The sequence below is a fragment of the Fusobacterium perfoetens genome (assembly GCF_021531475.1).
Classification (GTDB): domain Bacteria; phylum Fusobacteriota; class Fusobacteriia; order Fusobacteriales; family Fusobacteriaceae; genus Fusobacterium_B.
In genome coordinates, this window is sequence record NZ_JADYTX010000076.1 from 1 (window position 1) to 639 (window position 639).

The 639-nt window shown below is 31.0% G+C and carries 1 protein-coding gene; it reads right to left on the reverse strand.

Translation table 11 applies throughout. The annotated features are described in order from the left end of the window. Positions 1–639, reverse strand: a 639-nt coding sequence (locus I6E15_RS10060) for an IS110 family transposase (RefSeq protein ID WP_235247635.1), incomplete at both ends; no start/stop codon positions are given.

Below are 639 nucleotides of genomic sequence, written 5' to 3' on the forward strand. Positions count from 1 at the left end.
GAACCAATAGAATTAATTGCTACTTCACGAATTGAAATAGCTTTTTCTTTTCCATAATGTCCTTTAGAACTCGCGTAAAGTAAATTTGTTAGTTTTGTTAAATGTGCTTTGGATATCACTTTAGCACTTGGAAATTCATAAAGAAGTGAATATACCGATTTAATATGTAATGTTGGTACTAATTTTTCAAGTTCAGGGAAAAGAATTGTAACAAGCCTAGAGATAGAAGTTTTAAGTTTAGCTCTTTGCTGAACTTTATCAAAGCGATAACGAGTTAGTGATTTTAGTTCCTCATTGTGGTATAATGTATCTGAATAGGGCTTTAAGCTCACATCAGACATTAACATACTTGCAATGGTGCGGGAATCAACTTTATCCGTTTTTGTCTTTCTAAGGCTAAGACTTTTTCTGTAAAGATTTGTATGTAACGGATTGATAACAAAGGGAGTCAGACCTTTATCAAGAAGATAACCCAAAATATTGTAAGAATAGTGTCCTGTGGCTTCAAGTCCTATTTTTACTTTATCTAAATTATCTGTAACAGATAATATTTTCTCATAAAGCTGATTAAAACCTTCCATGTTATTAGCAATAGTAAATGATTTGAATAATACTTCTCCTTCAGAAGTCATAATATAA